Source organism: Thalassococcus sp. (assembly GCF_982780845.1).
On record NZ_CEYADA010000002.1, the window covers coordinates 343,831 to 360,097 of the forward strand.

The 16,267-nt window shown below is 59.1% G+C and carries 14 protein-coding genes; 7 read left to right on the plus strand and 7 right to left on the minus strand.

Annotated elements, in window-relative coordinates:
• Positions 1 to 3: 3 nt before the first annotated feature.
• The 4 genes from AC4FIA_RS03820 to AC4FIA_RS03835 all read right to left on the minus strand — a co-directional run bounded on the left by AC4FIA_RS03820 (position 4) and on the right by AC4FIA_RS03835 (position 4,351).
• Positions 4 to 759 (minus strand): glycerophosphodiester phosphodiesterase family protein, encoded by a 756-nt coding sequence (locus AC4FIA_RS03820; protein ID WP_490364778.1) that lies wholly within the window; start codon positions 757 to 759, stop codon positions 4 to 6.
• Entirely contained in the window at positions 759 to 1,223 is a 465-nt protein-coding gene (locus AC4FIA_RS03825) for a RidA family protein (RefSeq protein WP_287475140.1), read from the minus strand. The genes AC4FIA_RS03820 and AC4FIA_RS03825 overlap by 1 nt, the downstream gene beginning before the upstream one ends.
• A gap of 90 nt (positions 1,224 to 1,313) precedes the next feature.
• Entirely contained in the window at positions 1,314 to 2,618 is a 1,305-nt protein-coding gene (locus tag AC4FIA_RS03830; protein WP_490364779.1) for an HlyD family type I secretion periplasmic adaptor subunit, read from the minus strand.
• A complete protein-coding gene (locus AC4FIA_RS03835; protein WP_103910544.1) occupies positions 2,615 to 4,351 on the minus strand; it encodes a type I secretion system permease/ATPase in 1,737 nt (578 codons plus the stop codon). Before AC4FIA_RS03835 ends, AC4FIA_RS03830 begins: the two co-directional genes overlap by 4 nt.
• A gap of 80 nt (positions 4,352 to 4,431) precedes the next feature.
• Between AC4FIA_RS03835 and AC4FIA_RS03840 the strand changes: the two genes are divergently transcribed.
• The gene (locus AC4FIA_RS03840; protein WP_490364780.1) at positions 4,432 to 5,325 is read left to right on the plus strand and encodes a class I SAM-dependent methyltransferase; all 894 of its coding nucleotides are present in this window, start codon (positions 4,432 to 4,434) and stop codon (positions 5,323 to 5,325) included.
• A 9-nt stretch (positions 5,326 to 5,334) separates the two neighbouring features.
• On the opposite strand, the gene AC4FIA_RS03845 is transcribed toward AC4FIA_RS03840, so the two are convergent.
• Positions 5,335 to 7,506 (minus strand): transglycosylase domain-containing protein, encoded by a 2,172-nt coding sequence (locus AC4FIA_RS03845; protein ID WP_490364781.1) that lies wholly within the window; start codon positions 7,504 to 7,506, stop codon positions 5,335 to 5,337.
• A 259-nt stretch (positions 7,507 to 7,765) separates the two neighbouring features.
• Between AC4FIA_RS03845 and AC4FIA_RS03850 the strand changes: the two genes are divergently transcribed.
• Positions 7,766 to 8,104 carry a P-II family nitrogen regulator gene (locus tag AC4FIA_RS03850; protein WP_103910835.1) on the plus strand — a complete coding sequence of 113 codons (339 nt, stop codon included), beginning with the start codon at positions 7,766 to 7,768 and terminating at the stop codon, positions 8,102 to 8,104.
• 38 nt (positions 8,105 to 8,142) lie between these two features.
• Positions 8,143 to 9,462: an ammonium transporter gene (locus AC4FIA_RS03855; RefSeq protein ID WP_490364782.1), complete on the plus strand. Its 1,320-nt coding sequence runs from the start codon at positions 8,143 to 8,145 to the stop codon at positions 9,460 to 9,462.
• A 122-nt stretch (positions 9,463 to 9,584) separates the two neighbouring features.
• Here AC4FIA_RS03855 and AC4FIA_RS03860 read toward each other — a convergent pair whose 3' ends face one another.
• Positions 9,585 to 10,808 carry an ROK family transcriptional regulator gene (locus AC4FIA_RS03860; protein WP_490364783.1) on the minus strand — a complete coding sequence of 408 codons (1,224 nt, stop codon included), beginning with the start codon at positions 10,806 to 10,808 and terminating at the stop codon, positions 9,585 to 9,587.
• Positions 10,809 to 11,007: 199 nt separating this feature from the next.
• Here AC4FIA_RS03860 and AC4FIA_RS03865 point away from each other — a divergent pair, with 199 nt between their 5' ends.
• The 4 genes from AC4FIA_RS03865 (at position 11,008) to AC4FIA_RS03880 (ending at position 14,821) form a co-directional block, all read left to right on the plus strand.
• Positions 11,008 to 12,045, plus strand: coding sequence for a sugar ABC transporter substrate-binding protein (locus AC4FIA_RS03865; RefSeq protein ID WP_473031104.1), 1,038 nt, complete (start codon positions 11,008 to 11,010; stop codon positions 12,043 to 12,045).
• 150 nt (positions 12,046 to 12,195) lie between these two features.
• Entirely contained in the window at positions 12,196 to 13,263 is a 1,068-nt protein-coding gene (locus AC4FIA_RS03870; RefSeq protein WP_103910539.1) for an ABC transporter permease, read from the plus strand.
• Positions 13,260 to 14,039, plus strand: coding sequence for an ATP-binding cassette domain-containing protein (locus AC4FIA_RS03875; protein WP_490364784.1), 780 nt, complete (start codon positions 13,260 to 13,262; stop codon positions 14,037 to 14,039). Before AC4FIA_RS03870 ends, AC4FIA_RS03875 begins: the two co-directional genes overlap by 4 nt.
• 116 nt (positions 14,040 to 14,155) lie before the next feature.
• Positions 14,156 to 14,821 carry a GntR family transcriptional regulator gene (locus AC4FIA_RS03880; RefSeq protein WP_490364785.1) on the plus strand — a complete coding sequence of 222 codons (666 nt, stop codon included), beginning with the start codon at positions 14,156 to 14,158 and terminating at the stop codon, positions 14,819 to 14,821.
• Positions 14,822 to 14,898: 77 nt separating this feature from the next.
• Here the strand turns inward: AC4FIA_RS03880 and AC4FIA_RS03885 are convergent, their stop codons facing one another.
• Positions 14,899 to 16,257 carry a uracil-xanthine permease family protein gene (locus tag AC4FIA_RS03885; RefSeq protein WP_490364786.1) on the minus strand — a complete coding sequence of 453 codons (1,359 nt, stop codon included), beginning with the start codon at positions 16,255 to 16,257 and terminating at the stop codon, positions 14,899 to 14,901.
• Between the last annotated feature and the right edge of the window lie 10 nt (positions 16,258 to 16,267).

Here is a 16,267-nt window from a genome sequence, read left to right on the forward strand (position 1 = left end):
GCTTCAAGCGGCGTAGCCCTCGAAGGTGACATTATCCGCGATTTTCCGCGCCTCTGCCTCTTGTTCCGGCGATCTGATTGTCCAGCACAGGATCGGCAGACCTTGCGCCTTGATCTCGGCCACGCGCGGGCGGGGCAGGTCGGCGGCTTCGTGGCTGATAAAGCACGATCCGGTACGCTCCAGATCGGGGATATCGCGCAGCGTGTCGCAGGTGGACTGTTTCAGCGTTTTCCAATCGTTCGGGTCATAGGCGCTGGTGGTCAGGCCGCGCGGCACGTCAGGCGCAAGGCGGGCCATTTCGGCGATGCTATGCGGGTTGAACGACATAACGGCGACGGGGCCTGTGTAGCCCATTAGCGCGTCGGCGGTGGCCTGATCCAAGGGGCCTACGTTGGGGCCCATACCGCCATCTTGATCCTTAATTTCGATCAGCAGGGGGACCTTGCCGGCGACGATGTCCAACACCTCGGTCAGGGTCGGAATGCCTTCGTCACCGTGCAGCAGAGGAATGGCCTGCAATTCTGCCGCTGTCCGCTGGCGCACGGCACCTTGTTCGGGTGTCAGGCGGCGCAGGTCATAGTCGTGGAAAACCATGGCCTGACCGTCTTTGGAAAGTTGCAGATCAATCTCGATTCCGAAGCCCGCCGCGATGGCCGCGCGGATTGCGGCGCGGCTGTTTTCAGGACGTCCGTCATGGATGTCATGATAGGCGCGATGGGCAATCGGAGCGGCCAGAAACGAGGCGGGCAGGGTTTTCATCAGTTGATCTCGAAAATCGCTTCGATTTCGACCGCGACGCCAAGGGGCAGGGATGCGGCAGAAACGGCAGAGCGCGCGTGGCGGCCAGCATCGCCGAAGACCGCAACCATCAGATCTGACGCGCCGTTGATGACCTTGGGCTGGTCCGTGAAATCGGCGGTCGAGTTCACAAAGCCCACCAGTTTGACGACGCGGACCAGACGGCTCAGATCGCCATCGACGGCGGCGTTCAGCTGGGCGATCAGGCTAAGTGCGCAGGATTGTGCGGCGGCAGCGCCCTCTTCGACCGACATGTCCGCGCCAAGTTTGCCTGTAATCAGCCCGTCGGGGCCGTTGGAAATCTGGCCGGAAACGAACAGCTGGTTGCCCGATTTGACGAACGGCACGTAGTTCGCCGCAGGTGCGGGGGCGTCAGGCAGGGTCAGGCCAAGTTCGGCCAGTTTTGTCAGGGCATCTTGTGTCATGTCGTGTCCTTAGGTGTTTGCTTTGCGGCCACGCTACGCCGTTGTCGCGCGCAGCGAAAGATCGCTTTTCGGCGCAATCACGACAGCGGGTCAGCTTTCGCGGAACGCCTTAGCAAAGTAATCTGACAGCGGTTTGACAAAATAGGCCAAGGGCGTGCGATCTTCTGTCCGCAGGAAGCTTTCGACAGGCATGCCAGGGATCAGGGTCACACCCTCTGGCAGGCGGTCGATTTCGCCCTCGGAGAGCGTCACTTCAGCCATGTAGAAGTTGAGGCCGGTGTTATCATCCTGAAACGCGTCGGCAGAAACCTGAGTGACCTGCCCCACCAGTTCCGGTGTGCTGCGTTGGTCCAAAGCCGAGAAGCGCAAAAGCACCTCTTGCCCCAGTCGGATCTGGTCGATGTGGATCGGGTCGACGCGGGCCTCGATGATCAGGGGGCGATCTTGCGGGACTAGAAACAGCACCGGATCAGCCGCGCGGATGACCGAACGGGGCGTAAAGACCGTCAGGCCATAGATCACGCCCGACACGGGCGCGCGGATGTCCAGCCGGTCAAGCTGTTCACGAAGCGCGCGGCGTTCTTCGGCCATTTCCCGTTCATTGACCTGAAGGTCACGGATTTCGCTTATCGCCTCTTCTCGGCGCTGGGTTTCCAGCTTGATCGCTTCAAGGTCCAGTTCGGTAATCCGTCCTTCGGATTGGGCCTTTTGTGCGGTCAGTTCACCGACGGTGCCCATCAGGTTCGATTTCTCGCGCTTCAGCGCCAGAACACGGCTGGCTTGCGCCAATCCTTTGTCCAACAGCGATTGCTGATCGACCAACTCGCTTTCGATCAGTTCAAGTTGTTCGTTCAGCGCCGCTTGTTGGGCGTCGATGCCAACGATCTGGTCGGCAATCTGGTCAGCCCGTTTCTGAAGCTGCTCCAACTCGCGCGCGTCCGATGCTTTGCGGGCCACGAACAGGCTGCGCTGGCCTTCGATCTGTTCGGCCACCTCGGCCGAAGTTTCGGCCTCGGTCAGCAATTCTTCAGGAAAGGAAATCTGTTCCAGCCCGTCACGTTCCGCCTGCAGCCGTGCGCGCCGTGCGATGATTTCAAAGTACTGGCTTTCGACAATCGACAGGCGCGATTGTAGCAATGTCGGATCGAGCCGCAGCAGAACCTGATCGGCCACAACGGTGTCGCCCTCATCGATCAGAATTTCAGACACCACACCGCCATCAGGGTGCTGAACGATTTGACGATTGCGGTCGACCACGATCTGGCCCGGCGCAATGATCGCGCCCGAGATGTTGGTGATCGCGGCCCATGTGCCGAAGCCGCCGACCAGAATGGCCAGACCCAACAGACCCAGCATCGTAAATCCACGGACGGAATAGCGTTTCTTGTCGGTCATCGTACGCCCCCCGGCGCTTTCTTGGCGCCTGTGAGTTGCTGGTAATTCGAAACCACCGATTTCAGCACCTCATCGCGCGGGCCAAAGGCCGTGCGCTGCCCGCCTTCCAGCATCAGCAGCAGATCGCATTCCTGAATGGCGGCGGGGCGGTGGGCCATGACCAGCACGGCGCGTCCGGTGTTTTTGAAATCGCGGATCGCGGCGTTCACAGCCTCGGATCCTTCGTTGTCGAGGTTCGAGTTCGGCTCATCCAGAACCAGAAGTACCGGATCACCATAAAGCGCGCGGGCCAGACCGATCCGCTGCATCTGCCCGCCGGAAAGACGACCGCCTGTCGCGCTGATGCGGGTGTCATAGCCTTCGGGCAGCTTCAAGATCATGTCGTGCGCCGCGGCTTTTTTGGCGGCTTCGACAATCTTGGCTGGGTCGGCGTCGGGCTGAAGGCGGGCGATGTTTTCGGCGACTGTGCCTTCGAACAGCGTCACGCGCTGGGGCAAGTACCCGATGTGGCGGCCCAGCCGTTCGACGCCATACTGATCCAGCGTCGCGCCATCCAGACGGATTTTGCCACCCGCCGGATGCCAGATGCCCGTCAGGGCGCGAGCCAGCGTGGATTTTCCCGCACCAGACGGCCCGATCACGCCCAAAGCCTGCCCTTGGTTCAGTTGGAAACTGACCATGCGCAGCGCCGCCTGCTGGTCGCCCGGCGGCACGATGGTCAGTTGTTGAACGTTCAGAATCGCGCGCGGGTCGGGAAGCTGTGTCTTCAACTGTTCGACGGGATGTTCGGTCAGCAAGGTGGCAAGGTTGTCCCACCCTTTGCGCGCCCGTTCGACCATAGGCCACTGCCCGACGATCAGTTCGATCGGTGCCAGCGCACGGCCCAACAGGATTGACCCCGCGATCATCGCACCAGCGGTCAGTTCGTTTTGCAGAACCAGATAGGCCCCCAGACCCAGCATTGCCGATTGCAGGATCATGCGGAATGTTTTGGTCATGACGGTAAAGCCGCCGGTCACATCAGTGGTCGCGATATGCGCCTCAAGCGAAGTGTCGCGGGCGGTTTGCCAACGCCCAAACGCCTGATCGCGCATGCCCAAGGCCTGCACCATCTCGGCCTCGGCGCGAATATCTTCGGCGGTTTTATCTGCCGCGTGGCCCGCGCGTTGGGACGCCAATGTAGGTTTCCGGCTGAGCCACTGATTGAACAGTGTGATCGCGATCAGAACGGCACCGCCGGACATGGCAAGGTATCCCAGCCACGGATGGAACAGCATAATCCCGAACAGGAACACAGGCGTCCATGGCAGATCGAACAGGGCACCGATCACGGGGGATGACATCAGGCGCTGCACAGATTCCAGATCACGCAGGCCGGTTGCAGCCAACGCATCAGGGCGCACAGCAGAGCGTCGCATCACGGCGTCAAACACGCGTGTATCCAGACGGGATTGGAACCGCGCGGCCACCCGCGCCATGATCCGACCGCGCACATAGTCCAGCAGGCCCATCATCGCATAGAGGAACAGAACCACCGCCGACAAAGCCACCAGCGTTTCGACTGACCGTGACCCCAGAACGCGGTCATAGACCTGCAACATATAAAGCGGGCCCGTCAGCATCAGCAGGTTCACAAAGACACTGAAAATACCCACCGCCCAATACAGCCCACGGCTTTCACGGCGCGCCTGGCGCAGTTCCTCGGCCCCTGTGGTTTCGCTGAGTTTGGTCATAAAAGGCTCCGCCCAAAAATCGGGACATGTTTACATACTGAAATTCTTTATAGACACATTCGTTAAAGGATGAATGCAGAATGCCCAAGAACAACTTTCAGAGGTTCGGGCATATTCGGGGGATCACAGTGACCGAAGCGAACGAAAGCCAACGCCAATTCTGGAACGACAAACCCGGTGCGAACTGGGTGCGGTTCTACCGCGATCTGGACATCATGCATCATTCGGTTCTGGAAAAGCTTCTGGATTGCGCCGCGCCCGAGGCCGGTGAAACGGTGATCGATATCGGCTGCGGGGCGGGCACGTCTTCGTTTGCGCTGGCGGAACTGGTTGGGCCGTCAGGGGCTGTGTCGGGCTATGATATTTCCGAGCCTCTTTTGACCAAAGCCGAAGAACGCCGTGAGAAGAAAGGCGTGTCGAACGTCAGCTTTCATCTGGCGGATGCGCAAACCGCTGACTTCGACGGGGCTGCCGATCTGATCGTGTCGCGCTTCGGGGTGATGTTCTTTGACGATCCCGAGGCGGCCTTTGCCAACCTGCATAGCGCCCTGCGTCCCGGTGGCCGCATCGTGTTCATCACTTGGGCAGATGCGACGTTTAACCCTTGGTTCTCGCTGGCCCGCAAAATCGCGGTGCAGCATTTCGGCGATTTGCCCGATGGCGATCCGGATGCACCGGGCCCGATGTCGCTGCGCGATATCGATCGCGGTGTAAGCTTTCTGAAAGCGGGCGGTTTTGCCGATCCGGTGGGCGAGGCGGTCGATCTGACATTGGATCACCCCGACGGGTGGCCTGCGTTGCGGCAGTTGGTGCCGCATATCGGACCTGTGGGGCGCTTCTTGCGCGACTGCGAGGTTACGCAGGAACAGCGCGCCGCGTTGTTCGATGATCTGGATAAGGCGTTCAGCGAATTCGTGAGCGACACCGGTATTTCGGTGCCAGCGCGGATCAATGTGTTCTCCGCACTGGCCTGATACTACGCCTTAGTTACCGAAAATATCGCGAAGCAGCTGTTCGACGAAACCCTCGACCGGATCTTTGCGGCGTGGTTGTTGTTGCTGACGCGGGGCAGGCTGCGGCGCGGGTTGGGTTTCGACCACGCGCGGCGGTTCCGGCACGATCATCGGCAGCGGCTTGGGCGGCACGCCTTCATGCACACGCACCATGGTTTCGCGCCAGATTTCTGCTGGCAGACCGCCACCGGTGACGCCGGTCAGCGGCGTGTTGTCGTCATAGCCCATCCAGACACCGGCGACGTAATCAGCGGTGAAGCCGACAAACCACGCATCCCGCGCGGCCTGTGTGGTGCCCGTTTTGCCCGCAGCCTGACGGTCAGGCAGTTTGGCGCGTTGGCCTGTGCCCTCGGACACGACCTTTTCCATCATGAAGACAAGCTGCTTGGCGGCTGTTTCGTTAATGACCCGTTCACCGATCCCGCCACGCTGGCCGATCATCGCTTCGTCATCACCCTTGATGCGCAGTTCGCGGACGCCATAGGGCCGCACGGACGAGCCACCATTCAAAATACCCGCGTAGGCGCCGGTCATTTCCAGAAGCGAAGCCTCGGACGCGCCAAGTGCCAAAGACGGTGTATCGATCAGATCGCTGTTGATGCCGAAGTCCCCCGCAACACGGCGTACCAAGTCGCGACCGACGCTTTCCGACACTTTCACAGCGGGAATGTTCAGCGACTCTTTCAAAGCCAGAACCAGCGATACTTTGCCTTCGTAACGGTTGGTGTAGTTCTTCGGGCACCATTCTCCGGAACCGGGAATGTTCATGCAGTACGGTTCATCCACGACGGAGTCGTACGGCGAGTGACCCAGCTCCAGCGCTGTGGCATAGACAAATGGCTTGAACGCCGAACCGGTCTGGCGTTTCGCTTGTGTCGCGCGGTTGAAGACGCCCGATACGTTGATCTGGCGACCACCGACCATGGCGCGGACGGCGCCATCGGCACTCATGACCACAATTGCTGCTTGCGCTTTGGATCCTTCGCGGACCTTTGTGCTGAAAATCTCGGTCATCGCCTGTTCGGCTGCGCGTTGCAGGCGCGGATCGAGTGTTGTCTGTATCGCGATATCCTGACGGGACGACACGTCTGCAAAAGGCGGAAGGGTGTCCATCACCCAGTCGGCAAAGTAGCCGCCGCGCAAACGTTCGGCGGCATCCGACAGAACGGCAGGATTGGCGCGGGCAGCATCGGCTTCGGTCGCAGTCAGGTATCCCTGATCTTCCATCAGGCCAAGGACGACTTCGGCACGGTTGCGGCTGCGTTCAAGGTTTGATGTGGGTGCCAGTGTGCTGGGAGCAGTCAGAAGGCCTGCAAGGATCGCGGCCTCGGATGCATTTAGCGCCGACGCAGGTTTCGAGAAATAGCGCTGGGATGCTGCTTCTGCGCCGTAGGCACCTGCGCCCATGTAGGCGCGGTTCAGGTAGATCGAAAGGATTTCATCCTTGGTGTATTTGACTTCCATCGCCATGGAATAGATCGCCTCTTTGGCCTTACGGGCCAGCGATGAACGGCGACAGTCAGCAACGTATTCCGCCTCGGTTTCCCAAACGGCGGGATCGTATTCGACGCCAAGGCACAGCAGTTTCGCGGTCTGCTGTGTGATGGTCGAGCCGCCGTGCCCCTGAAGCGGTCCACGTCCTTCGCGCAGGTTGATGCGCACTGCCGAGGCAATGCCCCGCGGGCTGATGCCCAGATGCCAGTAGAAACGTTTGTCTTCGGTCGCGATGACCGCGTTTTTGAGGTGGGGCGAGACCGAGTCTGCGGTGACCGCACCGCCGAACTGGTCGCCGCGCCATGCAAAAACCTGCCCGTTGCGGTCGTACATCGTGACCGACCCCTGTGCGCGACCGTCTACAAATGCCTTTGCTTCGGGCAGTTGTGCGTAAAAATACGCCACAGCAAGCCCGAGGATAATCAGACCAACCGCAGTAACCCGCGAGGTAACAAGCCAGATCACGCGGAATATCCAGCGGAACAGTCCGCGAATGCCGCGCGTCACAATGTTTCCGCCTTTGACGGGCTTTTTGGCCGCTTTGAGTTTCTTGGGCGCCGCCTTTGCCTTACTGGCAGGTGCCGATTTTCTTTTCGGATAGCGGCGGTCGGCAACAAGCTTGCCTTTGCCACGGGGTGAATCAGCCATTTTGCTCTGCCCAGCCAGTCTTAGTTTGCACCTAAGATAGTGGCTGACGGCAGCAATGTGCACCATTGCAAGTGTCGGTTTGGGTTTTATTTGCGCTTAAATTTTCATCATTAAACTGAATTTGTGCAAAAATTGTGCAACTATTCGAGTCCACAGGCCCAGAAAATGGGCAGTTCACCTTTCAAAACAGTCCCTCACGCTCTTTTGCTGCAAGGGCGAAGTGCAGGTCCGTCCTGCCAAAGACCGGAAAGGGAACAAGGTGAAACTGATCATTGCGACGATCAAGCCGTTCAAGCTGGAGGAGGTCCGCGAAGCACTGACCGCCATCGGCGTTCGCGGCATGATGGTGACAGAAATCAAGGGCTTCGGCTCTCAGTCGGGACACACAGAGATTTATCGTGGCGCGGAATACGCCGTGAACTTTGTGCCGAAAATCAAGCTGGAAATCGTAGTTGCGGGTTCGATGGCCGACCAAGTGGTCGAAACCATCACCAAGACAGCTCAGACCGGCAAAATCGGCGACGGCAAAATCTTTGTGCTGGACGTTCAGCAAGCGGTTCGTGTGCGGACCGGTGAAACAGACGCAGACGCGATCTGATTTCTGCCAGCACACAAAAAACTAAGGGAAAACGGACAATGAAGCTTTTGAAAACACTGGCCCCGGTCGTCGCGCTTGCCGCACTTCCGACGCTCGGTATGGCGCAGGAGGCCGAAGCGGCCGCAGCGCCCGACATCAACCCCTATATCTTTACGACCCTGCTGTTCCTCATGGGCGGTTTCCTCGTCTTCTGGATGGCAGCCGGTTTCGCAATGCTTGAAGCAGGCCTGGTGCGTTCCAAGAACGTGACCATGCAGCTGACAAAAAACATCGCGCTCTTCTCGATCGCAGCAATCATGTACTGGCTGGTTGGTTTCAACCTGATGTACCCGGGCGACGGCTGGCTGGTTTCCGGCTATGTAGGCACGCTGTTCTCGCCGACAGTTCTTGAGCCCGTAGGTCTGGCGGCTGACGCAGCTGCTCTGGACTATGCATCCGTTGGTTCCGACTTCTTCTTCCAGCTGATGTTCTGTGCCACAACAGCATCGATCGTTTCCGGTACTCTGGCCGAGCGTATCAAACTGTGGCCCTTCCTGATCTTCGTTGTCGTACTGACAGGCTTCATCTACCCGATCGAAGCGTCCTGGCAGTGGGGTGGCGGCTGGTTGTCGGAACTGGGCTTCTCTGACTTCGCCGGTTCCACACTGGTACACGCAGCAGGTGGCTGGGCAGCTCTGGCAGGTGCTCTGATCCTTGGTCCGCGTATCGGCAAGTACAAAGACGGCCGCACAGTTCCGATGCCGGGTTCGAACCTTGCACTGGCAACACTGGGTACATTCATCCTGTGGCTGGGTTGGTTCGGCTTCAACGGCGGCTCGCAGCTGGCAATGGGCACAGTCGGTGACGTAACAGACGTATCCCGCATCTTCGCCAACACAAACATGGCGGCGGCTGCCGGTGCTGTAGTTGCTCTGCTGCTGACACAGGTTCTGTACAAAAAGCCTGACCTCACAATGACCCTGAACGGCGCTCTGGCCGGTCTGGTATCCATCACAGCGGAACCGCTGGCACCCTCCCTGTTCGGCTCGCTGATCACTGGTGGTATCGGTGGTGTGATCGTTGTCTTCGCCGTCCCGATGCTGGACAAGCTGAAGATCGATGACGTTGTTGGTGCGATCCCGGTTCACCTGATCGCAGGTATCTGGGGTACTCTGGCGGTTGCCTTCTACACAGGTAACTGGGGTGCTCAGATCACTGGCATCATCGCCATCGGTGTCTTCACCTTCGTCGTCTCCGCCGTTGTTTGGTTCATCCTCAAAGCCGTCACAGGTATCCGTGTCAGCGAAGAGGACGAGATCAACGGTCTCGACATGGCTGAGCTGGGTATGGAAGCGTACCCTGAGTTCTCGAAAGGCTGATAACTCCTTCCAATCAGCGTTTCTTACTGACCCGGGCGTTCGCGCCCGGGTTTTTTTGTTGGCCAAACGAAAAACCGCCCGACAGATGTGGGCGGTTTTGTTTGGTGCGGATCTGGCGGGGTTTAGTAGAAGGCTGCGCCTTCCAGCAGAAACCGTTCCGACAGCGGCAGGCTGGCGGCGCCCATGGCGCGGGCCTTGGGCCCCACGGTGCCGCTGACAATCTGGGGCGTGGACAGGCCTGCGATATTCACTTTGGAAATGGCTGCCTGTGTTTCTTCGACCAGTCGTGTGCGCAGATGTTCGGGCATCCAGCCGTCAATCATCACCAGTTCAAAGTCGATCACCGACACGGATGCCGCGATCGCATGGGCGATTCCCATGCTCGCCTGCGCCAGCCATTCGTCCAGAATGGTCGAATCGACCTCCCAGCTTTCGGGCTGTTTCCAGAGTGAATCGGCGCTTTCCCCGCGCTTCTCGATCATCGCTTCAATTCCCGAAAGCGACGCCAGATCGATAAGCTGCGCGCTGCCCGAACCCGTGGGCACGGGCATAGAACCGATGGCACCGGCATTGCCGGATTTGCCTGTGTACAGCGCGCCGTTCAGAACCACGCCGCCCCCGATGAAATAGCCGATGTAGAAATACAGAAACGTCGAAGGCAGGTCTTCTTGTGTGCCGAAAACAAGCTCGGCTCCGCAAGCGGCGCTGGCATCGTTTTGCATGAACACAGGATAGGGCAGACTGATCGCGATTTCGTCGCGCATACTGCGGGTGCGCCAGGCATTGGCCACGCTGGGTTCAAGGTTCATCATGCGCGCCCAGTCCCAGATCTGGAAAGGCATCGCGATGCCAAGACCCGCAATCCGGTTGCGATGCTCGGGTGGGATTTTGCGGGTCAGTTCGTTTATGCCCTTCATGGTAAAGGACAAAATATCTTCGAACTTCGGAAAGCGGTGGGTCGACTGGCGGCTTTCGATTTCTTCCCCGAGGAAGTTGGTCAGAACCAGTTCGGCGCTACGGCGGCCGATCTTGAGACCGAAGAAAAACGCACCTTCAGGGCAAAGACGCATAGGCACAGAAGGCTGCCCGACCTTGCCACGCACCGGTTCGCCTTTGACCAGCAGGCCGTCCGCTTCCAATTCGCGCATGATCACGGACACGGTCTGCGCAGACAATCCCGTGGCGCGGGCGATTTCAGCTTTGGCAAGCGCGGTGTGGCGGCGGACCAGTGTCAGAACCAGCCGTTCATTGCGTGCGCGCATCCCGCTTTGGTTGGTGCCGCGTGCTGACGAGATAAGAACGCCATCCGCGCGATCGTCTTTTTCGGAATTGTGGGATGGTGTCACGGCTTACCTCGAACGTCTTCACAGTGGCCGTGACATTGGGCAAGCGGCTCGTCGCTGTCAATAATAAATAAGAGTGATTTATTTATTGACAGTCGCCGGTGATTCTGTGTTTTCTGCACCCCGACGAAGCGGGCGTATCAGCGCCTTCTTCGCCTTTGATTGATTTGGGCGGACCATCCGCCTGCATGGGAGGAAGAACATGACATTCAAAACAACTCGCATTGCGACACTCTTGGGTGCGGCAGCGATCACAACAGCTATGGCGGCCCCTGCGTTTGCAGCCGGTCACTCTGTCAGCGCGTGCCTGATTACTAAAACGGACACAAATCCGTTTTTTGTAAAAATGCGTGAAGGTGCGGAAGCAAAAGCGGCTGAACTGGGCATCGAACTGAACTCTTACGCGGGCAAAGTCGACGGCGACAACGAAACTCAGGTTCAGGCCATCGAGACATGCATCGCGAACGGCGCGAAAGGCATCCTGCTGACAGCGTCCGACACATCCGGCATCGTGCCGTCCGTACAGCAAGCGCGCGACGCAGGCCTGCTGGTCATCGCGCTGGACACACCGCTGGACCCGATCGACGCGGCTGACATGACATTCGCGACAGACAACTTCCTTGCTGGCGAACTGATCGGTCAGTGGGCCGCAGCCACACTGGGTGACGACGCGGCAAACGCGAAAATCGGTATGCTGGACCTTGCGATCAGCCAGCCGACCGTTGGCGTTCTGCGCGATCAGGGCTTCCTTCAGGGCTTTGGCATCGATCTGGGCGATCCCAACAAATGGGGCGACGAAACAGATCCGCGTATCGTTGGTAACGACGTAACTGCCGGTAACGAAGAAGGTGGCCGTAAGGCGATGGAAAGCCTGCTGGCGAAAGACCCTGAAATCAACGTGGTCTACACCATCAACGAACCTGCCGCTGCCGGTGCATACGAAGCGCTGAAAGACATCGGTCGTGAAAACGACGTGCTGATCGTGTCTGTCGACGGCGGTTGCCCGGGCGTTCAGAACGTCAAAGACGGTGTGATCGGCGCGACATCCCAGCAGTACCCGCTGCTGATGGCGTCCAAAGGCATCGAAGCGATTGCCGCATGGGCCAAGGACGGCGTGAAGCCGGCTGCGACCGAAGGCAAAGACTTCTTTGACACAGGCGTTGCTCTGGTCACAGACAAACCTGCGGAAGGTGTTGAAAGCATCGATACCGCCGAAGGCACCGACCTCTGCTGGGGCTAATCGCTCCTTGGGGGTGAGGGTGCGGTTTGGACCGCGCCCTTGACCAAAACCCCCGGCACGGAACAGTGTAAAGCGCGGGGGCGGGTTCGGCCCGCCCCTGACTTTTTGCTAGTTCTCTCGTTTTAAACCTCAAAAACATGGAGAGGCTTGATGTCCCAATCGGACAATTTTGAAGCAGCCGCGAGTGGTGCAGCAACCGACGTTGCATCCTTCGAAGACACGCACAAAGGGCTGGTTGGTCAAATCCAGCACACGCTGCACGTCAATCCCGCTTTGGTTCCGCTGATCGTTCTGGTCGCAGCCATTTGTATTTTCGGATTGGTGTTAGGGTCGAAATTCTTTTCGCCCTTTGCTTTGACGTTGATCCTGCAGCAGGTGCAGATCGTAGGTGTTCTGGCTGCGGCGCAAGCCTTGATTATTCTGACGGCAGGTATTGACCTGTCGGTTGGCGCGATTGCGGTCTTCTGCACCGTGATCATGGGCCAGTTTTCTTTCCGCTATGGCATGCCTCCTGCGGCGGCTGTTGCCTGTGGTCTGGCCATGGGCACAGCGATCGGCGCTGTGAACGGCTGGCTGGTCAGCCGCGTGAAACTGCCACCGTTCATCGTAACGCTGGGCATGTGGCAGATCGTTCTGGCGGCCAACTACCTGTATTCGGACAATGAAACGATCCGCAGTCAGGACATCGCCAATGACGCGGCTTTCCTGCAGTTCCTTGGCTACAAACTGAAGTTCGGCGGCGCGGTGTTCCCGCTGGGTGTGATCCTGATGATCGCGCTGGTTCTGGTGCTGGCTTATATGCTGCGCTCTACCGCATGGGGGCGTCACGTCTATGCCGTGGGTGATGACCCCGAGGCAGCGGAACTCGCGGGTGTGAACGTCCATAAAACGCTTATGTCCGTGTACATGTTGGTCGGCTTTATCTGCGGTCTGGCCGCTTGGGTCATGATCGGTCGCTACGGTTCGGTTTCGCCGTCTGCGACGACCGGTGTCATCGGCAACATTCAGGCGATCACTGCGGTTGTGATCGGTGGCATCTCGCTGTTCGGCGGGCGCGGTTCGATCATGGGTGCGTTCTTTGGTGCGCTGATCGTGGGTGTCTTTGAACTCGGCCTGCGGATGGCCGGTGCCGACCCGCAGTGGACCTATCTTCTTATCGGTGTGCTGATCATTGCCGCCGTCAGTGTGGACCAGTGGATCAGAAAGGTGACAGCATGACACAGCCCATCCTCAAGGCCCGCGGCCTGACCAAACGCTATGGCAAAGTGACAGCGCTGGACCGGTGTGACTTTGACCTGATGCCGGGTGAAATCCTTGCCGTAATCGGCGACAACGGTGCCGGTAAATCCACCCTGATCAAGGCGCTGTCCGGTGCGGTCGTGCCGGACGAGGGCTCGGTCGAGCTGGACGGCCAGAAGGTCGATTTCCATTCGCCCATCGACGCCCGCGAAGCAGGGATCGAAACTGTTTACCAGACGCTGGCCATGTCGCCCGCTTTGTCGATTGCCGACAACATGTTTATGGGCCGCGAGATCGTGCAGTCCGGCGTCATGGGCAAACTGTTCCGTCGTCTAGACAAGGCCAAGATGCAGGAAATCGCCCGCGAAAAGCTGAATGAACTGGGTCTGATGACGATCCAGAACATCAATCAGGCGGTGGAAACCCTGTCCGGTGGTCAGCGTCAGGGCGTCGCTGTGGCGCGCGCTGCGGCCTTCGGGTCCAAGGTGATCATTCTGGACGAACCGACCGCCGCGCTGGGGGTTAAAGAAAGCCGCCGTGTTCTGGAACTGATCCAGGACGTGAAATCGCGTGGCATTCCGATCATCCTGATTTCGCACAACATGCCCCACGTGTTCGAGGTCGCCGACCGCATCCACGTCCACCGTTTGGGTCGCCGGTTGTGCGTGATCGACCCGAAAGAGCACAGCATGTCAGATGCGGTGGCCTTTATGACCGGCGCGCAGGAACCCCCTGAACATCCGAAAGCCGCGTAAATCCCCTTTACGCCCAGCCCGCACGGTCCGCCCGTGCGGGCTTTTTGTCGCCTACGGAAATCAAAAGAGTGTAGTGCGAATCGAAATTCCGGCCCTATGCTGCCCCTATGGTAGCAATGTCGAAAATCGAAGCTCAGGACGATCTGCGACGTCGCATCCTGCTGGGCACTCTGAAACCCGATGAAATTCTGGAAGAGTCCCGTTTCTGCGCGGAATACGGGCTGTCCCGCACGCCCCTGCGCGAAATTTTTCAACGCCTCTCTGGTGTGGGCTATGTGACCAACGATCACAACAGCCGTCCGCGCGTTGCCGCGCTGGATTTGCACGGCTTCCGTAGCCTTGTACAGACCGGCCCGATGCTGCTGAACGCGGTTGTGCGGCAGGCGGCCGAATTCCGTGGTCCGACGGATGTTGACCCGCTGCATGCCCAACAGGCGCGTATGGCCGAGGCGATTGAACAGGACGATGCCCAAGCAGCCACGCTGGCGGCGCATGACTTTCACGCGGCCTTGGGGGCCGCTTCGCGGAACCCCTACCTTGACCTGTGTTTGACCCGACTGATGATCGACGTGACCCGTTTCAGCGTCGACTTCTATGCGCCGGACAAAAAGAAGGATCGCAAGGCACTGCGCAAAGCGATCCAGACACAGAACCGTCTGATCAACGCGATTGAAAAGGGCGATGCCGAGGCGTCAGCCGAACAGGTGCTGATCCGCTGGCAGTTGATTGGCGAAGTGCTGGATCGCATGGCGCGGCCCGATCCTTTGCCGATTGATCTATAGGCCTTCCGCCCGACGGCATCAGACACAAAAAAGGCCCCGTGATGTACGGGGCCTTTTGTTGTTCGGTCGGGTGCGGATCAGTCCAGTTCTTCCGGCAGGATCAGGTTCAGAACGATGGACAGGAACGCGGCAGGCAACAGGCCCGAGGTCAGCAGTATCTGCGCTGTCTTGGGCAGGTGCTGAAGCGCGCCGGGTTCCAGTTGCAGGCCAAGGCCGATGGAAAGCGACACCGCAAAGATCACCATGTTCCGACGGTTCCAGTTCACGCCGGACAGCATGTTCACACCGGCAGCGGCGACCATGCCGAACATGACGATCACACCGCCACCCAGCACGTTGATCGGAACGGTCGAAACGATTGCGCCGATTTTCGGGATCAGACCGCAGACAATCAGGAAGATCGCACCGATGGTGACGACGTGGCGGCTCATGACGCCTGTCATCGAAATCAGGCCGACGTTCTGGCTGAAGGATGTGTTCGGCAGACCGCCAAATATACCGGCCACTGCTGTGCCCAGACCATCCGCATAGGTCGCGCCTGCGATTTCCTTGTCAGTTGCTTCGCGGCCAGCGCCGCCTTTACAGATACCGGACACATCACCAACCGTTTCGATGGCCGAGATAACCGCCATAAAGCACATGCCGATAATGATCGCGCTGTTGAACTCGATCCCCCATTTGAAGGGCATGGGCGGGGCGAACATGGCGGCACGGCCAATGTTGCCAAAGTTCACCTGACCCATCATCAGCGCAACCACGTAGCCTGCGATCAGGCCAACCAGAACGGCGGCGACGGACATCAGGCCCTTGGTAAAGAACTTCAGCGCCAAAGTGACGATGATCACCGCCAAGGCAGGGGTCCACATCGCTAGCGAGCCGTACTCGGGCTTGCCAATCAGCGGCACACCACCGGCGGCATACTGGATGCCGACTTTGATCAGCGACAGACCGATCATCAAAACGATCAGGCCGGTGACCAGCGGCGGCAGCGCAAAGCGGATGCGCCCCACAAAGGTACCGATGATGAAATGGAAGATACCGCCAATCGCGACACCGGTCATCAGGCCTGCCAATCCGGCCACGCCCTGACCCGCGACGGCGGGGATCATAACAGGCAGGAAGGCAAAGGATGTGCCCTGAACAATCGGCAGGCGCGCGCCCACAGGGCCCATGCCAATGGTCTGGAACAGCGTGGCGATACCGGCAAACAGCATCGACATCTGGATCATGTAGATCATGTTCGGAAAATCAGGGCTGTTCGACCCAAAGCCGAAGCCTGCCGCACCGGCCACGATGATCGCGGGCGTCACGTTCGAGGCAAACATCGCCAGAACGTGCTGAATGCCCAGCGGCACGGCCTTGCCAAGTGGTGGCGTATAGTTCGGATCGGACAACTGCGCAGGTGTGCCTAGCCCCGATGATGTAGCGTCTGTCATGTTACTGTTC

Bases quoted from the DNA above. Each gene is read 5' to 3' on its own strand.
- AC4FIA_RS03865 (WP_473031104.1), top strand. From the start codon at position 11,008: ATGACATTCAAAACAACTCGCATTGCGACACTCTTGGGTGCGGCAGCG.
- AC4FIA_RS03840 (WP_490364780.1), top strand. From the start codon at position 4,432: ATGCCCAAGAACAACTTTCAGAGGTTCGGGCATATTCGGGGGATCACA.
- AC4FIA_RS03820 (WP_490364778.1), bottom strand. From the start codon at position 759: ATGAAAACCCTGCCCGCCTCGTTTCTGGCCGCTCCGATTGCCCATCGC.
- AC4FIA_RS03835 (WP_103910544.1), bottom strand. From the start codon at position 4,351: ATGACCAAACTCAGCGAAACCACAGGGGCCGAGGAACTGCGCCAGGCG.
- AC4FIA_RS03875 (WP_490364784.1), top strand. From the start codon at position 13,260: ATGACACAGCCCATCCTCAAGGCCCGCGGCCTGACCAAACGCTATGGC.
- AC4FIA_RS03825 (WP_287475140.1), bottom strand. From the start codon at position 1,223: ATGACACAAGATGCCCTGACAAAACTGGCCGAACTTGGCCTGACCCTG.
- AC4FIA_RS03830 (WP_490364779.1), bottom strand. From the start codon at position 2,618: ATGACCGACAAGAAACGCTATTCCGTCCGTGGATTTACGATGCTGGGT.
- AC4FIA_RS03880 (WP_490364785.1), top strand. From the start codon at position 14,156: ATGTCGAAAATCGAAGCTCAGGACGATCTGCGACGTCGCATCCTGCTG.
- AC4FIA_RS03845 (WP_490364781.1), bottom strand. From the start codon at position 7,506: ATGGCTGATTCACCCCGTGGCAAAGGCAAGCTTGTTGCCGACCGCCGC.
- AC4FIA_RS03885 (WP_490364786.1), bottom strand. From the start codon at position 16,257: ATGACAGACGCTACATCATCGGGGCTAGGCACACCTGCGCAGTTGTCC.
- AC4FIA_RS03870 (WP_103910539.1), top strand. From the start codon at position 12,196: ATGTCCCAATCGGACAATTTTGAAGCAGCCGCGAGTGGTGCAGCAACC.
- AC4FIA_RS03855 (WP_490364782.1), top strand. From the start codon at position 8,143: ATGAAGCTTTTGAAAACACTGGCCCCGGTCGTCGCGCTTGCCGCACTT.